At 71.1% G+C, this 336-nt stretch carries 1 protein-coding gene; it reads right to left on the bottom strand.

The window, feature by feature from the left end; all coding sequences use genetic code 11:
• On the bottom strand, positions 1-302 hold a 302-nt coding region (locus tag FAF44_RS53945; RefSeq protein ID WP_308193557.1), incomplete at its 3' end, for a carbohydrate binding domain-containing protein.
• Positions 303-336: the final 34 nt, after the last annotated feature.

The following is a 336-nucleotide window of genomic DNA, read 5'->3' on the forward strand; positions in this document are numbered from 1 at the left end:
TCGGCCAGATAAGCGCCCTGGCCGTACCAGCCGTTCACGTAGACCGTCACCGACGTGGTCGAGGCACCCGTGGTGAACGACGTCGCGAGCCGGCCCCACGCCGTGCCCGGCGAACCCCAGGTCTGCGGGTCGGTGCCACCGGTGCCGGTCGCGCCGAGGAACACGTAGCCGCCCTGGACCCAGGCCGAGAGCTGGTACGTCGTGTTCGGCCACACGGAGACGACCTGCTGACAACGTGCCAGGTCGTTACCCTGCGGCGTCGCCCGAACAGCCCCGGCACCCCCGTGCACCGGGGACGACACGGCCTGCGCACCGGAACACGTCCAGCCGGTCAGA

The sequence above is a fragment of the Nonomuraea sp. MG754425 genome (assembly GCF_021699195.1).
GTDB lineage: Bacteria > Actinomycetota > Actinomycetes > Streptosporangiales > Streptosporangiaceae > Nonomuraea.